Annotated in this window: 12 protein-coding genes; 9 read left to right on the forward strand and 3 right to left on the reverse strand. The window is 64.4% G+C overall.

All coding sequences use genetic code 11. From position 1 onward, the window contains the following. Positions 1-6 precede the first annotated feature (6 nt). The 3 genes from OU994_RS07540 (at position 7) to OU994_RS07550 (ending at position 7,497) form a co-directional block, all read left to right on the forward strand. The gene (locus OU994_RS07540; RefSeq protein WP_281610239.1) at positions 7-3,144 is read left to right on the forward strand and encodes a transglycosylase domain-containing protein; all 3,138 of its coding nucleotides are present in this window, start codon (positions 7-9) and stop codon (positions 3,142-3,144) included. A 334-nt stretch (positions 3,145-3,478) separates the two neighbouring features. Continuing rightward, positions 3,479-4,834, forward strand: coding sequence for a TAXI family TRAP transporter solute-binding subunit (locus tag OU994_RS07545; RefSeq protein ID WP_281611599.1), 1,356 nt, complete (start codon positions 3,479-3,481; stop codon positions 4,832-4,834). A 146-nt stretch (positions 4,835-4,980) separates the two neighbouring features. Continuing rightward, complete coding sequence (locus OU994_RS07550) at positions 4,981-7,497, forward strand: TonB-dependent siderophore receptor (RefSeq protein ID WP_281610240.1); 2,517 nt, start codon at positions 4,981-4,983, stop codon at positions 7,495-7,497. A 137-nt stretch (positions 7,498-7,634) separates the two neighbouring features. Here the strand turns inward: OU994_RS07550 and OU994_RS07555 are convergent, their stop codons facing one another. Both OU994_RS07555 and OU994_RS07560 read right to left on the reverse strand, forming a co-directional pair. Then, positions 7,635-8,264, reverse strand: coding sequence for a hypothetical protein (locus OU994_RS07555; RefSeq protein ID WP_281610241.1), 630 nt, complete (start codon positions 8,262-8,264; stop codon positions 7,635-7,637). 34 nt (positions 8,265-8,298) lie between these two features. Beyond that, the gene (locus tag OU994_RS07560; RefSeq protein WP_281610242.1) at positions 8,299-8,754 is read right to left on the reverse strand and encodes a rhodanese-like domain-containing protein; all 456 of its coding nucleotides are present in this window, start codon (positions 8,752-8,754) and stop codon (positions 8,299-8,301) included. Between the two features lie 336 nt (positions 8,755-9,090). On the opposite strand from OU994_RS07560, the gene glnA reads away from it, so the two are divergent. The 5 genes from glnA to corA all read left to right on the forward strand — a co-directional run bounded on the left by glnA (position 9,091) and on the right by corA (position 15,069). Further along, positions 9,091-10,506: a type I glutamate--ammonia ligase gene (gene glnA / locus OU994_RS07565; RefSeq protein WP_131147467.1), complete on the forward strand. Its 1,416-nt coding sequence runs from the start codon at positions 9,091-9,093 to the stop codon at positions 10,504-10,506. Between the two features lie 114 nt (positions 10,507-10,620). After that, on the forward strand, positions 10,621-11,118 hold the full coding sequence (locus OU994_RS07570; protein ID WP_281610243.1) for a DUF4124 domain-containing protein: 498 nt from the start codon (positions 10,621-10,623) through the stop codon (positions 11,116-11,118). Next, on the forward strand, positions 11,115-12,236 hold the full coding sequence (gene glnL, locus OU994_RS07575) for a nitrogen regulation protein NR(II) (protein WP_281610244.1): 1,122 nt from the start codon (positions 11,115-11,117) through the stop codon (positions 12,234-12,236). The genes OU994_RS07570 and glnL overlap by 4 nt, the downstream gene beginning before the upstream one ends. Before the next feature lie 58 nt (positions 12,237-12,294). Continuing rightward, the gene (gene ntrC / locus OU994_RS07580; RefSeq protein WP_281610245.1) at positions 12,295-13,779 is read left to right on the forward strand and encodes a nitrogen regulation protein NR(I); all 1,485 of its coding nucleotides are present in this window, start codon (positions 12,295-12,297) and stop codon (positions 13,777-13,779) included. A 324-nt stretch (positions 13,780-14,103) separates the two neighbouring features. Beyond that, positions 14,104-15,069, forward strand: coding sequence for a magnesium/cobalt transporter CorA (gene corA / locus OU994_RS07585; protein WP_281610246.1), 966 nt, complete (start codon positions 14,104-14,106; stop codon positions 15,067-15,069). A gap of 312 nt (positions 15,070-15,381) precedes the next feature. On the opposite strand, the gene OU994_RS07590 is transcribed toward corA, so the two are convergent. Beyond that, positions 15,382-17,013, reverse strand: a complete 1,632-nt coding sequence (locus OU994_RS07590; protein WP_281610247.1) for an NAD(P)/FAD-dependent oxidoreductase — start codon at positions 17,011-17,013, stop codon at positions 15,382-15,384. A 239-nt stretch (positions 17,014-17,252) separates the two neighbouring features. Between OU994_RS07590 and OU994_RS07595 the strand changes: the two genes are divergently transcribed. Next, complete coding sequence (locus OU994_RS07595; RefSeq protein ID WP_281610248.1) at positions 17,253-18,002, forward strand: tetratricopeptide repeat protein; 750 nt, start codon at positions 17,253-17,255, stop codon at positions 18,000-18,002. The last annotated feature ends 38 nt before the right edge of the window (positions 18,003-18,040 follow it).

The raw sequence follows: 18,040 nt of genomic DNA on the forward strand, positions 1-18,040 counted from the left end.
GCAATCATGTCTTCCCAATACGATCAAGAAAGGCAAGGCCTGGACGACGAACAGACGGCCACGCCGCCGCCGTCCGAGCCCAAAAGCCGTCGCTCCCGTAACGCATTCATCCTGCTGATGCTGGTATTGCTGTCGCTGGTCATCTGGTGGATGGTCCACGAATCGCGCACCTCGACGATGCAGGCGAAATACTTCACCGGCGTCGTCAAGCAGCTCAATTACAAGGTCGAGCCGGGTCCCAGCAATGCGATCCGCTTCCCGCAGGACAGCCCCTATGACGAGCGGCTCGGCTATGCCAACATCCCGGACTACCTGGCACGCCTGAAGCAGCGCGACTACCAGGTGCTGGCGCAATCGCGCTTCTCGCCGAAGATGGTGCAGCTGGCCGACATGGGCATATTCACCACGTTCCGTGAAAAGACCCGCACCGGCCTGACGATCTACGATTGCCGCGCCCAGCCGCTGTTCTCGGCCAGCTACCCGGAACGCATCTACCCGGGCTTCGACCAGACCCCGGCGGCATTGGTGCACAGCCTGCTGTTCATCGAGAACCGCGAGCTGCTGGACAACACCTACCCGAAACGCAATCCCGCCGTGGAATGGGATCGCCTGTCGAAAGCGATCCTGGAAAAATCGGCCAGCGCCGTGGGCCTGGCCAGCAGCCGCGCCGCCGGCGGCAGCACGCTGGCCACGCAGATCGAGAAATACCGCCATTCGCCGGAAGGGCGCACCGGTTCGATGAAGGACAAGCTGCAGCAGATGGTGTCGGCCACGCTGCGCGCCTACCAGCAGGGCGAGGACACGACCGCGGTGCGCCGCCAGATCGTGACCGATTACCTGAACACGGTGCCGCTGTCGGCCAAGCCCGGCTATGGCGAGGTGAACGGCATCGGCGACGGCATGTGGGTCTGGTATGGCCGCGACTTCAACGAAGTGAACCGCCTGCTGGCCGGCCGCATGGACCAGCCGGGCAGCGCGCTCGTGTTCAAGGAAGCGCTGTCGCTGCTGATCGCGCAGCGCCGCCCCAGCTACTACCTGGGCGACGGCGACCAGGACCTGGAAACCCTGGCCAACAGCCACCTGCGCCTGCTGGCGCAAGTGGGCATCATCACGCCGTCGCTGCGCGATGCCGCGCTGAAGGAACGGCTGCGCCCGGCCAAGGGCAACGGCCTGCAGGCCGCGCCGCCGGTCAGCTACGTGACGAAAAAGGCCGCCAACACGGTGCGCGTGCACCTGGCCAACCTGCTGGGCGACAACCGCATGTACAACCTGGACCGGCTGGACCTGTCGGTGGTCAGCACGCTGGATGCGGACGCCCAGCGCGCCGTGGCCGCCATGCTGCGCGACCTGAAGGATGCCACCGTGGCCCAGGCCGCGGGCCTGACCGGCAAGGGCATGCTGGGCAATGGCGACCCGGCCAATGTCGTGTACAGCTTCACGCTGCTCGAGCGCGGCGACAAGGTCAACTACCTGCGCGTGCAGACGGATAACTACGACCAGCCGCTGGACATCAACGAAGGCGCCAAGCTGGACCTGGGTTCCACCGCGAAGCTGCGCACGCTGGTCACCTACCTCGACATCATGGACCAGCTGTTCAAGAAGTACGGCGCCATGAGCGCCGATGAACTGGGCAAGGTGCAGTTCGATCCGAAAGACCGGCTGACCGCGTGGGCCATCGAGTGGCTGTCGATCACGCCGCCGGACAAGCGCGACCTGACGGCGATGCTGAACGCGGCGATGGAACGCACCTATTCCGGCAATCCGGGCGAGGGCTTCTTCACCGGCGGCGGCCTGCATTACTTCGGCAACTTCTCGAAGGAAGACAACGGCCGCATCCTGACCGTGCGCGAAGGCCTGCGCCGCTCGACCAACCTGCTGTTCGTGCGGCTGATGCGCGACGTGGTCAAGTACTACATGTTCCAGATGCCCGGCTCGTCCGCCAGCCTGCTGGCCGACGCCGACGATCCGCGCCGTGCCGAGTACCTGGCCCGCTTCGCCGACAAGGAAGGCAAGGAATTCCTGTACCGCTTCTACGCGAAATACAAGGGCAAGCCGAAGTCGGAGCTCGACAAGATCCTGGTCGACAGCATCCGCCCCACGCCGCTGCGCCTGGCCAACATCCACCGCACGCTGTTCCCCAAGGCTTCGCTGGGCGAGTTCGCCATGTTCGTCAACGGCAACCTGCTCGAACAGAACGAAGTGCCGCAGGAGCGGCTCGAGAAGATGTACGAGCAGTACGCGATGGACAAGTGGAGCCTGGCCGACCGCGGCTACCTGGCCAACGTGCACCCGCTGGAACTGTGGCTGGTGGCTTACCTGCGCCAGCACGAAGGCGCCACGCTGTCGCAGGTGGTGGCGGCGTCCGACAAGGAGCGCCAGGAAGTCTACCAGTGGCTGTTCAAGACGCACCGCAAGCACGCGCAGGACCGCCGCATCGCCGGCCTGCTGGAAATGGAAGCCTTCATCGGCATCCACAACCAGTGGAAGAAGATGGGCTATCCATTCGGTTCGCTGGTGCCGTCGTATGCGACCACGCTGGGCGCCTCGGCCGACCGGCCTGCCGCGCTGGCGGAGATGATGGGCATCATCGTCAACGGCGGCGTGCGCAAGCCTACCCAGCGCATCGAGTCGCTGCACTTCGCCGCCGGCACGCCGTACGACACGAAAGTGGCGCGCGCCGAGAAGGTGGCCGCGGAACGGGTGCTGGCGCCGGAAGTGGCGCGCGTGGTGGCCGATGAAATCCGCGGCGTGGTGTCGGACGGTACCGCGAAGCGCGCGAAGACCGCCTTCGTGGCCGCCGACGGCACCAACCTCCCGGTCGGCGGCAAGACCGGTACCGGCGACCAGCGCTTCGACGTGTATGCCGGCGGCGGCCGCCTGATCGAATCGCGCTACGTGAACCGCTCGGCCACGTTCGTGTTCAATATCGGCGAGCGCTTCTTCGGCAGCATGACCGCCTACGTGCGCGGCCCGGAATCGAAGAACTACGACTTCACCAGCGCGCTGCCGGTGCAGCTGCTGACGGTGCTGGCGCCCAGCCTGATGCCGCTGATCGAGCCGAACCAGGCTGCGCTGCCCGCCAATTCTTCCGTGGCGGCTGCCGCTGCCGCGCTGGGGGCGCCTGTCAAGGCCTGCGGCGGGTGAGAAGAAAACCGGTGTCAGACACCCTGTAGGGTGTCTGACACCGGTTTTTGAAGCGTTACCCGACACGTTGAATGTGCATGCATTCACCCCAACAGCGAAGAGCTGGGGTCAGACCCGCCGGGTCTGACCCCCGCATCTGCCTCTGGGTAAATGGCTGCGCTAGCTCGTTTCATCCGCCATTTCCCTTGCAGGTTTCACCATTTGTTGGCATCGTGCCACCTATGATGAAATTGCTACTCAACCGTCGTGCCGGCTGCGGCCTGGCAAGGCTGCAGCGTTCCGCATTCACGGAGCATGCTCCGTGAATGCCCTGCGTCACCCACTCCGCTCCACGATGAACCGCCTGAAGAAGTTCACCAGCTTTTCGCTGCGCGACCTGGTCGCTTCGGCCGGCCCCACCATCCTCGGCATCGCCGCCGTCTGCATTGCCGCCTACCTGATCGTGGATCCGGCGCCGCCGCGCAAGGTCACGCTGGGCACGGGCCAGGACAACAGCGCGTATGACGTGTTCGGCAAGAAGTACCAGGAGCTGCTGAAAAAGGAAGGTATCGCCGTCACGCCGCAAGGCTCGCACGGGTCGCGCGACAACCTCAAGCTGCTGAAGGAAGGGAAGGTCGACATCGCCTTCATGCAAAGCGGCACGACCGATGAGGCGGCGCCCGAACGGGAAGGCCTGGTGTCGCTGGGCAGCCTGTTCACGGAACCGGTCTGGCTGTTCCTGCGTGCGAAGGAGGGCGCGCCGCCGCTTGCGCAGCTGACGCAATTGCGCGGCCTGAAGATCAACATCGGCGCGCGCGGCAGCGGCACGCCCCGCCTGGTGCGGCAGATCCTGGCCGTGAACGGCGTCGAGCGCGAAGAACTGCAGACCACGCAGCTCGACAACACGCCGGCCACGGTGGAATTGCTGGAAGGGCGCATCGATGGCCTGGTGTTCGCCGCCGCGCCGGACGACCCGCTGATCCAGATGCTGTTGCAGACGCCCGGCATCTACCTGTTCGACTTTGCCCAGGCCGAGGCGTACACGCGCCGCCTGCCGTTCCTCACGCACGTGACCCTGCCGCGCGGCATCGTGGACCTGGGGCGCGACCTGCCGGCGCGCGATTACCACCTGATCGCGCCGACCGCGACCCTGGTCGCGCGCGAAGACCTGCATCCGGCGCTGGTCGAACTGTTCGTGCAGGCCGCGGCCAGGATCCACGGCGGCGCTGGCTGGTTCCAGCAGCAGGGGCAGTTCCCGTCCGCGAAGTACACGGAAATCCCCGTGGCCGACGAAGCAGCCAAGTTCTACAAGGATGGCGCGCCGTTCCTGCAGCGCTACATGAGCTTCTGGCTGGCGAACTTCCTCGACCGGATGTGGGTGCTGCTGCTGGCGCTGTCCGCGCTGATCCTGCCGCTGTCGAAGATCGTGCCGCCGCTGTACGTGTGGCGCGTGCGTTCGCGCATCTACCGCTGGTACGGGCAGCTGCGCACCGTGGAGGGAGCGATCGAGGATGCGGTGGAAGTGGCGCCGGAAGAGCGTGGGCCGATCTATGCGGAGCAGCTGGTGCGCCTGAACGAGATCGAGGAACGCGTCAACCACCTGTCGATCCCGCTGTCGTTCGCCGACGACCTGTATGGCTTGCGCAGCCATGTGCATTTCGTGCGGCAACGGATCGAAGGGTTGATGGGCACCGCGGCAGTAGCCCCGTAAGCACTTTGTTCGGTACCGGTACGTAGAAGTACCGTGTAAATATTGCGACATTTTCAGCCGGCGGCAGCGTTACAAAATTGACACCCCGGCAGTCCGGCCCCGATGATGAGTCCGTCATTGACTTCATCACGAGATAAGGGACCAGGATGCTTTGCAATACCTTACCAGCCAGGGCGCTGCTTGCCGGCGCCATCGCCTCCCTGTTTGCCGGCACCACGGCGCAAGCCCAGCAAAACCAGCAAGCCCAGCAAACCCAGCAAGCCACTTCCACCGAAGACAACCAGGCCACCGTGGTGGTGACCGGCACGCGCGTCTCGAACCGCACCGTGCTGGACACCGCCGCGCCGGTCGACGTGATCTCGGCCGACACGATCAAGAATTCGGGCGTGCCGGAGATCACGCAAGCCCTGTCCGTCGCCCTGCCGTCGCTGAACTTCCCGCGCCCGGGCCTGGCCGATGGTACCGACACGATCCGCCCCGCGACCCTGCGCGGCCTGGCTCCGGACCAGACGCTGGTGCTGGTGAATTCGAAGCGCCGCCATGCCGCGTCGCTGGTCAACTTGAACGGCACCATCGGCCGCGGCTCGGCCGCCGTGGACATGAACACGATCCCGACCGGCATCGTGAAGAATATCGAGGTGCTGCGCGACGGCGCATCGGCGCAATACGGCTCCGATGCGATCGCGGGCGTCGTCAACATCCGCCTGCGCAACGACCGGAGCGGCGGCGAAGCGACCGTCAGCTATGGCAAGCGCATCACCGAATATGAATTCGCCGTGGCACCGCCGCCGGCCGGCGCGAACTGGGGCACGCAGGATGAACGCGAGCGCCGCGATGGCGGCGTCGCCACCGTCAGCCTGTGGAAGGGCTTGCCGCTAGGCGAGACCGGCTTCCTGACCATCGCCGCCGAGTACAAGGACCAGGAGCACACGGAACGCAGCGGCTACGACACGCGCCAGCAGTATCCGCTCGTGAACGGTGGGTTCGACCCGCGCGAGGCGACGATCAACCGCTTCAACGCCTGGTATGGCGAACCCGAGATGAAACAGTCGACCGTGTTCGCCAATGCCGGCGGCCAGGTCAGCGAAACGCTCAAGTGGTATGGCTGGGCCAGCTACCAGAAGCGCGAGGCGGAATCGGGCGGCTTCTTCCGCCGCGCCCTGCAGGACAACAACACCATCGAGATCTACCCGAACGGTTTCCTGCCGATCATCGCGCCGGACGTGGACGATTTTTCCGCGGCGGCCGGCTTCACGTGGACGAGCGGTGGCTGGGACATGGATTCCTCGTTCAGCTACGGCAAGAACAAGATGGACTTCACCATCCAGAACACGCTGAACCGTTCGCTGGGCCCGTCCAGCAAGACCGAATTCGAGGCGGGCGGCTTCTCGTATGACCAGCTGACCTACAACCTGTCGGCCGTGCGCCAGTTCGACGTGGGCCTGGCGTCGCCGCTGAACGTGGCACTGGGCGGCGAAGCGCGGCGCGAAGGCTACAAGCTGGAAGCGGGCGAACCGGATTCGTGGCGCAATGGCGGCGTGCTGCTCGCTTCCGGCCTGCCCACCGCGTCCGGCTCGCAAGTGTTCCCGGGCTTCCGCCCGTCCGACGAATCGGACAGCCACCGCACCGCCTACAGCGTGTTCGCCGACGTCGAGGCGACCGTGCTGCCTTCGCTGCTGGCGTCGTTCGCCGTGCGCGGCGAGCATTACTCCGACTTCGGCAGCAACTGGTCCGGCAAGTTCGCCGGCCGCTACGACTTCACGCCGAACTTCGGGCTGCGCGGCTCGGTGCAGAACGGCTTCCGCGCGCCGTCGATGCAGCAGCAGAACTTCACGTCCACCTCGACCAACTTCATCAACGGCGTGCCGTTCGACATCACCACGTTCAAGCCGACCGACGCTGCGGCGATCGCGCTGGGTGCCAAGCCGCTGGATGCCGAAAAGTCCACCAACTTCTCGCTGGGCGCGGTCACCAAGCTGGGCCGCGGCAGCCTGACGGTCGACGCCTTCCACATCGAGATCCGCGACCGTATCGTGCTGTCGGAAAACCTCACGCAGGCCAACGTGCGCAATTACCTGACGGCGAACGGCTTCCCCGGCGTGGGCGGCGGCCGCTTCTTCATCAACGGTGTCGACACGACCACGAAGGGCGTGGACGTGGTGCTGAACTATCCATGGAACCTGGGCGCCGCGGGCCGCTTCGACCTGACCGTGGCCGGCAACTACACCAAGACCAGCGTGGACAAGGTGCCGCAAACGGCCGAGCTGGCCGCCCTGTCGCCGGCACCGGTGCTGTTCGACCGCGTCAACGTGCTGACCTTCGAGCAGGGCACGCCGAAGACCAAGTTCACCACCAGCGGCACGTGGAACCTGGGCCCGTGGGGCGCCACGCTGCGCGCCACGCGCTACGGCAAGATCCTGACGCCGGGCACCACGCCGGCGCTGGACCATACGATGTCCGCGAAGACGCTGGTGGACCTGGAAGGGCGGTGGAAGATCAACCCGGCGCTGTCGCTGGCCGTGGGTGCCGAAAACCTGTTCGACCAGTATCCGGACGCCTACCCGGCCGCGCTCAACACGACCGGCAACGCCCCGTTCACGAACTACTCGCCGTTCGGCCGCTCGGGCCGGTTCGTGTATGCGCGGTTGACGTACGCGCTGTAAGCGTTAGAGCCGAGCCCGTGGTTAAAGCCGAGTCCGTGTCATGGTGCCAGGCACCATGACACGGACTCAAGCATGTTGCGCCCTGGTCAACCTCACCTCGCCAGCTGGGTAGCGTCGGGAATGACCCCGCCTTCGCCTCAAGCGTCGCGCGCAGGCGGAGGCCAGGCTCCCGCCAGTTCCGGGCGCCCGACCAGGTGCGGATAGTCGGTCAACAGTTGCTTGATCAGCTCTTCCGAGCGGGTGATCTGCTCTTCCACCTGCTGGATACTGTTGGTGATCGGCTCTGTCACGTCCGGGTTATCCGTCCAGTCGCCCAGAAGGGCAGTCTGGGAAACATGGAGCTTGCGCATATCGGCCAGGTTCTTGCACATCGCCCGCAATATGAATACCTCCTCGGGAGGTGCGACCCACAGGGGCGGATTCGCGGCGGCGCAATAACGTGCCAGCGCGCTGGCGTCGATCTTGTCCACCGGATTTCCCGCCACGGATTCGCGCAATGCCGCCGGCTCGACCAGGCTGACATTCGGCACTCCCTGGCCGCGCAGCCACAGGGCAACGCTCTCCGCCTGCCCGGTGCCGGACGTGATGCACACATGAGCCTGGCCGGGAACGACCTTTTGCCTGCGCATCCAGTCGATCAGGTCGAGGACACCGAAGGGCGAATTTTCCGCAGCCTTGACCTTCAGCTTGCCACCGGCAAACAGCGCAAGATGAAGCTTTTTCGAGCTGATCTCGATACCGGCTGTCGGGGAAGATGCCGTGCTCATGAGATCGATGCCTTCGCAGCCGCGGCCCTGGCCATCAGGCCCCCACCCAGGGCAGCCCCGCCTTGCACCACCCGCCCACGCTCTTGCGATGCCCCTCGGCATTCTTGTCGCCTTCAAAACCTTCCAGGATATCGAAGCTGTTGGCAAAACCGTTTTCGGTGGCCAGCTTCGCCGCATGCCGGGAGCGCACGCCGGAACGGCACAGGAACAGCAGCACGTCGTCCTTGCGGGCGATGGCGCTCAGCTGCTGGACGAACTCCGGGTTCGGTACACCGCCCGGATAGGTGCTCCACTGGACGGCGCCATGCTGCGCATCATCGATCGCCACGCGTCCCACCCAGTCGCGCTCGGCATTGGTGCGCACGTCGATGAGGCGTACGGTCGGGTTGCCCTGGATCAGCTGGTGCGCTTCCTGGGGCGTGACTGCGCCAGCATAGGGCAGGCCATTGCCGCGCTCGCGGGCGCGCTCGAGAATGTCGTTGGTGCTCATTTGGCGTTAAATCCTTGGGAACTGTCTCTATCATCGAAGGGCTTGTATCGAGGAAAATTTCGCCCTGGATACGTATGCCACATTTTGGGGCGCGGTGGTCGAAATTGGTGCAAAATGGTCTATCTGCACCAAAGTTGGGCGAGGTCTAGGATGCGCAATCCTGGTGCATTTCGCCGCACGTTTCCGTACGGATGATTTTAGTTTCCGTAGGGAGCAAGATCAATGTAACTCGCCGCATATGGATAGAAGCTTAATGCTGGCACGCTTCGTGCATTACAGTACGCGAGTTACCGCCGCACAATGTGACGGCAGCCCTTTTCACTTAGGAGATGAGTAATGGCACGTACCGCCGAAGAAGTCCTGCAATTGGTCAAAGACAACGAAGTCAAGTTCGTCGACTTCCGTTTCGCCGATACCCGTGGTAAAGAGCAGCACGTGACCGTGCCTGTGTCCCACTTCGATATCGACAAGTTCGAAAGCGGCCATGCTTTCGACGGTTCTTCCATTGCAGGCTGGAAAGGCATCGAAGCATCCGACATGATCCTGATGCCGGACCCGAGCACCGCCAACATCGATCCGTTCTTCGAAGAAACCACGCTGTTCATGCAGTGCGACGTGATCGAGCCGTCGGACGGCAAGGGCTACGACCGCGATCCGCGTTCGATCGCCAAGCGCGCCGAAGCGTACCTGAAATCGTCCGGCCTGGGCGACACCGCCTACTTCGGCCCGGAACCGGAATTCTTCATCTTCGACTCCGTGAAGTGGAAGATCGACATGTCCGGCGCGATGGTCAAGATCGATTCCGACGAAGCTTCCTGGTCGACCGACAAGGACATCGAAGGCGGCAACAGCGGCCACCGTCCGACCGTCAAGGGCGGCTACTTCCCGGTGCCTCCGGTCGATTCGTTCCAGGACATGCGCTCGGAAATGTGCCTGATCCTCGAATCGATGGGCATCCCGGTCGAAGTGCACCACCACGAAGTGGCCGGCGCCGGCCAGAATGAAATCGGCACCAAGTTCTCGACCCTGGTCGAGCGCGCCGACTGGACGCAGAACATGAAGTACGTGATCTGGAACGTGGCGCACAGCTACGGCAAGACCGCCACCTTCATGCCGAAGCCGGTCGTGGGCGACAACGGCTCGGGCATGCACGTGCACCAGTCGATCTGGAAAGACGGCAAGAACCTGTTCGCCGGCGACGGCTATGCCGGCCTGTCGGACTTCGCGCTGTACTACATCGGCGGCATCATCAAGCACGCCAAGGCGCTGAACGCGATCACCAACCCGGGCACCAACTCGTACAAGCGCCTGGTACCTGGCTACGAAGCACCGGTGAAGCTGGCCTACTCGGCACGCAACCGTTCCGCATCGATCCGCATCCCGCACGTGGCGAACCCGAAAGGCCGCCGCATCGAGACGCGCTTCCCGGATCCGCTGGCCAATCCGTACCTGTGCTTCGCCGCGCTGATGATGGCCGGCCTGGACGGCGTGCAGAACAAGATCCACCCGGGCGAAGCAGCGTCGAAAGACCTGTACCACCTGCCGCCGGAAGAAGACGCGCTGATCCCGACCGTCTGCGCATCGCTGGAAGAAGCGCTGGATCACCTGAACAAGGACCGCGAGTTCCTGACCCGCGGCGGCGTGTTCACCGATTCGATGATCGATGCCTACATCGAACTGAAGATGACGGAAGTGACCCGCATGCGCCAGACCACGCACCCGGTCGAGTTCGACATGTACTACTCGCTGTAATGGCGAAGCTGCCGGACGTCATGGACCGGTAGCGATCGACGCGGGGAGGGCAGCAGCCTTCCTCGCGTTTTTTTTCGGTTGTTGTATAGTCGGGGCATGATCGCACGCTGCTCGTTGTTACTGTTTTTGCTCACGGCCACCGCTGGCGCTTCGGCCCAGATCTACCGCTGCACGGATGCCGAAGGGCGCAAGGAATACACGGATCGCCAGATCCGCGGCAAGCAATGCGTGCTGCTGGATTTGCCGAATGCGGCCATTCCGGCACCGCCGCCAAGGGAGGCAGCACGGCCACGTCCGCTGGCGCCCGCACCGGCGGCCAGTCCGGCGCCGCGAGCCGCCAGCCCGGGCCCGGTGGCGTTTCCTCGCGTGAACACGGCGGAACAGAAGGCCCGCGATGCCGACCGCCGCCAGATCCTGACCGACGAACTGAACGCCGAAATGCAGAAGCTGGGCGAGTTGCGCCGTGAATTCAACAACGGCGAGCCGGAACGGCGCGGCGACGAGCGCAACTACGCCAAGTACCAGGAGCGGGTGGCCAGCCTGCGCGACGCCATCGCCCGCTCGGAACAGAACGTGGCAGCACTACAGCGCGAGATCGCCAACATACGATGAAAATTGTGACCAATATCGCCCGTGCCGCCGCTGCGGCGGCGGGCGCCATCCCGCGTTCGCACACGCTCGCGGGCCTCGACCTGCTGGCTTCCGCCGTGGTGATCGTGGATGCCGGCGGCCGCATCGCCTTTGCCAACGCTGCGGCCGAGAACATGCTGGAAAGTTCGCTGAAGGCCCTGTCGCGACAGCGGCTGTGCGACCTGTTTTCCAACCCCGCCGAGCTGGAGCACGTGATCACGCAGGCACGTGCCCACAAGTTTTCCGACCTGCGGCAAGAGCTGACGCTGGACCGCCCGGCCCGCGAGCCGCTGCACGTGCATGCCATCGCCAGCGCGATGGATGAGCCGGATGGCAACGTGCTGCTGGAATTGCGCGAGACCGTGCAGCAGATGAAGCTGGACCGCGAAGAGCGGCTGCTGGACCAGAGCCAGGTCAACAAGGAACTGATCCGCAACCTGGCCCATGAAATCAAGAACCCGCTGGGCGGCATCCGCGGCGCGGCCCAGCTGCTCGAGATGGAATTGCCGCCGCTGCACCTGCAGCAGCTGCGCGAGTACACGCAGGTGATCATCAAGGAAGCGGACCGGCTGCAGACGCTGGTCGACCGCCTGCTGGCGCCGCACCGCCGCCCGCACATCGTGGGCGACGTCAACATCCACGAAGTGCTCGAGCGCGTGCGCAGCCTGATCCTGGCCGAGTTCCCCACGGGCCTGCAGATCGTGCGCGACTACGATGCTTCCCTGCCCGAATTCCGCGGCGACAAGGAGCAGCTGATCCAGACGGTGTTGAACATCGTCCACAACGCGGCGCAGGCGCTGGCCGAGCGCATCGAAACGGGCGATGCGCAGATCACGTTCCGCACCCGCGTGGCGCGCCAGGTCACGCTGGCCAAGGTCCGTTATAACCTGGCATTAGATTTGCATATCATCGACAACGGACCGGGCATTCCGCCCCAGATCCGCGACCGCATCTTCTACCCCCTCGTCTCGGGGCGCGATGGCGGCAGCGGCCTGGGTTTGACGTTGGCGCAAACCTTCGTGCACCAGCACATGGGCGTCATCGAATGCGAAAGCAGGCCCGGCTTTACGGACTTCCGCATCCTGCTGCCCCTGCCATAAGCGGGGGAGGGATAGCCGAAGTCGCTGATGAATCCAAATTGCGGGAAGCACATCACATATGAAGCCAATCTGGATTGTCGATGACGACGAATCGATCCGCTGGGTACTGGAAAAAGCACTGGCGAGGGAAAACCTCGCCACCAAGAGTTTTGCCAATGCGCGCGACGCGATCGCCGCGCTGGAGTACGAGACGCCGCAAGTGCTCGTCTCCGATATCCGCATGCCGGGCGACTCCGGGCTCGACCTGCTGTCGCTGGTGAAGTCGCGGTTGCCGGGCCTGCCCGTCATCATCATCACCGCGTTTTCCGACCTGGATTCGGCCGTGGCGGCCTTCCAGGGCGGCGCCTTCGAATACCTCGCCAAGCCGTTCGACATCGACAAGGCCGTGGAACTGATCCGCCGCGCGCTGGACGAAAGCCTGCGCGAAGCCAGCGTGGAGTCCGGCCCGGCCGACACCCCCGAGATCCTCGGCCAGGCGCCGGCGATGCAGGAAGTGTTCCGCGCCATCGGCCGCCTGTCGCAATCGAACGTGACGGTGCTGATCACCGGCGAATCGGGCTCCGGCAAGGAACTCGTGGCGCGTGCGCTGCACAAGCACAGCCCGCGCGCGCAGCAGCCGTTCATCGCGCTGAACACGGCGGCGATCCCGAAAGACTTGCTGGAATCGGAACTGTTCGGCCACGAGCGCGGTGCCTTCACCGGCGCCCAGGCCACCCGGCGCGGCCGCTTCGAGCAGGCCGAGAACGGCACGCTGTTCCTCGACGAGATCGGCGACATGCCGTTCGACCTGCAGACGCGGCTGCTGCGCGTGCTGTCCGACGGGCACTTCTATCGTGTCGGTGGCCACCAGCCGCTGAAGGCGAACGTGCGCGTCATCACGGCCACGCACCAGAACCTGGAACAGCGCGTGCGCGACGGCCTGTTCCGCGAAGACTTGTTCCACCGTCTGAACGTGATCCGGCTGCGGCTGCCCAGCCTGCGCGAACGCAGGGAGGACATCCCCATCCTGGTGCGCCACTTCCTGGTGCAGAGCGCCCGGCAGCTCGGCGTGGAGACCAAGCGCATGAGCGATGCCGCGCTGGCCTTCCTGCAAAGCCTGGACTTGCCGGGCAATGTGCGCCAGCTGGAAAACCTGTGCAACTGGATCACCGTGATGGCGCCCGGCCAGACCGTGGAAGTGAAGGACTTGCCGCTGGAATTGTCCGAAGGGCAGAGCGCCATGCAGGCCGCGCCCGAGCTGGCGGAGGCGCTGCCGCATCACGCCGCGCATGGCGTGCCGATGGCCGCCGCCATGGCGCCCGCCGCGCCAGGCCCGGATGGCTGGCTGTCGCTGCTGGAATTGCAGGCGGCCACCATGCTGTCCGACGGCCAGCAGGATGTGATGGACGTGCTGGGCCGGCAGTTCGAGTCCGCGCTGATCCGCACCGCGCTGAAATACACGCACGGGCGCAAGAACGATGCCGCCGTGCGGCTGGGCATCGGCCGGAACACCATCACGCGCAAGATCGCCGAGCTGGGGATCGACGGGGCGAAGGAGGATTGACGCCCAGTGGGGCGTAGCAGGGAATTCGAGGAGCACAGCTCCTCGCCTGCGAAGCGGGTGAAGGCATGCATGCCGTCACCCTCCCAATCCAACTGATAAGCCCACCCCAAGTGCAGATTCCGGGGTCAGGGAGGAATACTGGCCTGCAGGCCAATACCGCTACGCCGGCAAGGAGCGATGCTCCTTGAAACCCCGGCTACGCCCCGCCGTGTCTGACCCCAGGGCCTGCAGTTGGGGTGAGCCCGGCAACAGCACGATTTCAGGTAAGCTCCCGGTGTCGCCACCGGGAGCTTTTTTCTTGAACCGCATCGTCTTCGCCCTCTCATGCTGATCAACTGCGTCGCCTACCAGCACGGCCGCAAGCTGGCCGACCTGCCGCCGGCCGATATCAGCGACTACCTCGCGCGCGACGATACGTTCGTCTGGGTGGCGATGCGCGATGCGGAGCCGGCCGAGCTGGCCGAGATGCAGCATGAGTTCAACCTGCACGAACTGGCGGTGGAAGATGCGCAGCGCGGCCACCAGCGGCCCAAGATCGAGGAATACGGCGATTCGCTGTTCGTCGTCGTCAAGACGGTCGAGCAGCGGGAAGAGGAACTCGTGCTCGGCGAGATCGACATCTTCGTCGGCCATAACTATGTGCTGTCGTCGCGCCAGAACAGCTCGCACGGCTTCCTCGGCGTGCGCGCGCGTGCCGAGCGCGAGCCGCACCTGCTCCGGCATGGCGCCGGCTTCGTGCTGTATGCGCTGATGGATGCGGTGGTCGACCGCTACTTCCCGGTGGTGGATGCCTTCGAGTCCGAGCTCGAGGCCATCGAGGACCGTATCTTCACGGGCACCTCGCAGCGCGACAATATCGAGCGGCTGTATGACCTGAAGCGCAAGGTGATGACCATGCGCCACGCCGTGGCCCCGCTGCTCGATGCCATCGGCAAGCTGCACGGTGGCCGCGTGCCGTCCGTGTGTGCCAGCAGCCAGGAATACTTCCGCGACGTGCACGACCACCTGGCCCGCATCAACGGCATCCTCGACTCGATCCGCGACACGATCGCCACCGCGATCCAGGTGAACCTGTCGATGATCGCGCTCGATGAGGGCGAAGTGAACAAGCGCCTCGCGGCATGGGCCGCGATCTTCGGGGTGCTGACGGCATTTGCCGGCATCTGGGGCATGAATTTCGAGTTCATGCCCGAGCTGAAGTCGAAGTGGGGCTATCCGCTGGCGCTGGCGGCGATGTTCTCGGTGTCCTTCTATCTGTATCGCCGCTTTAAAAAAGCCCGCTGGCTGTAGACAATGCCGCTTAGATAAGCCCTACCCGACACATTGAGGCGCATGCAGTCACCCCAACGGCGAAGGGCTGGGGTCAGGAGGGGGTACCGGCATGCATGCCGGTACCGCGACGCAGGCTAGGAGCAATGCTCCTCGAAACCCCTGCTCTGCCCCGCCGGGGTGAAGCAGGGGTTTCGCGAAGCATGCTTCGCGCCTGCGGAACGATGCTGGCATGCATGCCAGCATTCCTCCCTGACCCCGGAATTTGCACTTGGGGTGGATTTATCTAAGCGGCGTTACTGGCTATAGCCGCTGTGACGCTCGCTTCCAGGCTCAAGCCACGTCCGCGGCCGCCATCGACAGCGCGACCGCCTCCGCCACCTTGATGCCATCCACCCCGGCCGACAGGATGCCGCCCGCGTAGCCGGCGCCTTCGCCGGCCGGGAACAGGCCGCGCGTGTTCATGCTCTGCAGGTCGTCGTCGCGGCGCTTGATGCGGATCGGCGACGAGGTGCGGGTTTCCAGGCCTGTCAGCACGGCGTCGTGCTTGAAGTAGCCGCGCACCTGCCGGTCGAATGCCGGGAATGCCTCGCGCAGCGCTTCGGTGGCGTAGTCCGGCAGGATCGTTGCCAGGTCCGTCAGGTGCACGCCCGGTTTGTAGGATGGGATCACGGCGCCGAACTCGGTGGAAGGGCGGCCCGCCACGAAATCGCCCATCAGCTGGCCAGGCGCGTTGTAGTCCTCGCCCCCCAGGCGGAAGGCCGCTTCTTCCAGCCGGCGCTGGAATTCGATGCCGGCCAGCGGCCCGCCCGGGTAGTCTTCGGGGCTGATCGAGACCACGATCGCGCTGTTGGCATTGCGCTCGGCGCGCGAATACTGGCTCATGCCATTGGTGACCACGCGGCCCGGCTCGGAAGCGGCTGCCACCACCGTGCCGCCCGGGCACATGCAGAAGCTGTACACGGCACGGCCATTCTTGGCATGGTGCACCAGCTTGTAGTCGGCTGCGCCCAGGATCGGGTGGCCGGCGTTCGGGCCGAAGCGGCAGGTGTCGATCAGCGACTGCGGGTGTTCGACGCGGAATCCGATCGAGAACGGCTTGGCTTCCACGTATACGCCGCGCTCGTGCAGCGTGTAGAAGGTGTCGCGCGCGCTGTGGCCGATCGCCAGCACCACGTGGTTGGTCGCGATGCGCTCGCCGGAAGCCAGTTGCAGGCCGCGCAGCTGGCGCACGCCGTTCTTTTCCTCGATCTCGAAATCGGTCACGCGCTGCTCGAAGCGGATCTCGCCGCCCAGCGCGACGATTTCCTCGCGCATCGCCTCCACCATCTTCACGAGGCGGAAGGTACCGATGTGCGGCTTGCTGACATACATGATCTCTTCCGGCGCGCCGGCCTTGACGAACTCGGTCAGCACCTTGCGGCCCAGGTGGCGCGGATCCTTGATCTGGCTGTACAGCTTGCCATCGGAGAAAGTGCCGGCGCCGCCTTCGCCGTACTGTACGTTCGATTCCGGATTGAGCGCGCGCTTGCGCCAGAAGCCGAAGGTGTCCTTGGTGCGCTCGCGTACCGTCTTGCCGCGTTCCAGCACGATCGGGTTCAGGCCCATCTGAGCCAGGATCAGTGCGGCGAACAGGCCGCATGGCCCCATGCCGATGACGACAGGGCGCGGCTGGCGGCCATCGCGGTTCACGCCATGCGCAACGAACTTGTACGCCATGTCGGGGGAGGGCATCAGGTGCACGTCGCGCGCATTGCGGGCCAGCACATCTGCGTCGTCCACGGTTTCCAGGTCCACCGAGTAGATCAGCACGATGTGTGCTTTCTTGCGCGCATCGTAGCTGCGCTTGTGCACGGTGAAGCCCAGCAGCGCCTCGGCAGGAATGCCCAGCCGCTCGAGAATGGCGGCGCGCAACGCATCGGCATCGTGGTTGAGTGGCAGTTTCACTTCGTTCAGTCGCAACATCTCTAATCGTGTCCTGTGGTACCGCGGCGCGGCATGAAAAACCTCCATTTTACCTGTTCCGGTCGGCCGGCCCTCCGCTAGCACGCCCGCGCAGTCCATGAAAGTTGTTGCGGCAAAACGTCACTATCCTCGGGTTCACACTTTGACGACATTTTTCCATGGTCGCCATGTCATGATTGTTGATAGTTGTTTTTTCTTAACTTTCGAGAAAGCGGGACATCATGCGTGATAAGTGGGCAATGCTGGCCATCGTGCTATCCGCCGGGCCGGCGCTGGGCGCCGATCTGGCGACCGCGCAAAAACAATGGGAAGCCAAGCAGTTCAGCGAGGCATTCCGCAACTTCAAGGTACTGGCCGAGGGCGGCGAAAGTGCCGCGCAGCTGCAGCTGGGCGAAATGTACGGCTTCGGCGAGGGCACGGCCGAGGATCCGAAGCAGGCCGAGTTCTGGCTGAACAAGGCGCTGGCCGCGGGGCAGGCGGAGGCGAAGAATTCGCTGGCCCTGGTGCAGCAGCGGCAGCGCATGAAAGCCGACATCGCTGCCTATACGCACAACTTCACGGGCCAGCAGCTGGCCTATGGCAGCTACGGATGTGTGCGGCCATCGATCCCGGAACACTCCAGCACCAACGCCGACATCGCGCGCACCAATGAGGCCATCAACAAGTGGCGTGCGTGCTACGAAACGTTCGCCACCCGCCTGAACGGGGCGCTGCCCGTGACCAACACGATCCCGCCCGACATCATCAATGTGATGAACAACGACGAATTCCAGCGCGCCTCGACATCGATCGAAACGGTTTATGCACGGCTTGCGGCGGAAGGGCAGGCTGTCGCGGATCAGGTGGCTGCTGAAAATAAATCGTGGGCGGATAAAACCGTGCAGTTCGCCGATAAAACCAAAACGGATAAAGAGGTATTAATGCGCGAGTTCGAGAGAATCACGCGCGATAAACAGAACATCCGGGCCAATCTGCCATCAGGGAAATAACTATATTCGCTATTCATGCTTGGAAAACGCCGTTTTTT

It is taken from the genome of Pseudoduganella sp. SL102, assembly GCF_027856995.1.
GTDB lineage: Bacteria > Pseudomonadota > Gammaproteobacteria > Burkholderiales > Burkholderiaceae_D > Rugamonas > Rugamonas albidiflava.